Annotated in this window: 1 rRNA gene; it reads right to left on the bottom strand. The window is 46.4% G+C overall.

What is annotated here, in order from left to right:
• A 16S ribosomal RNA gene (locus H6A27_RS14920) occupies window positions 1-188 on the bottom strand; the annotation flags it as partial.
• Window positions 189-220: the final 32 nt, after the last annotated feature.

The raw sequence follows: 220 nt of genomic DNA, 5'->3' as shown, positions 1-220 counted from the left end.
ATACCATCGGGTATTAATCTTTCTTTCGAAAGGCTATCCCCGAGTAAACGGAAGGTTGGATACGCGTTACTCACCCGTGCGCCGGTCGCCGGCAATTGAAGCAAGCTTCAATCCCGCTGCCCCTCGACTTGCATGTGTTAAGCCTGTAGCTAGCGTTCATCCTGAGCCAGGATCAAACTCTTCATTGTAAAATATTTTTATATATCCGTTAAGGATATGT

Origin of the sequence: Bacteroides caecigallinarum (assembly GCF_016902295.1) — a bacterium.
GTDB lineage: Bacteria > Bacteroidota > Bacteroidia > Bacteroidales > Bacteroidaceae > Phocaeicola > Phocaeicola caecigallinarum_A.
This window is presented reverse-complemented; position numbering and strand designations above follow the sequence as displayed.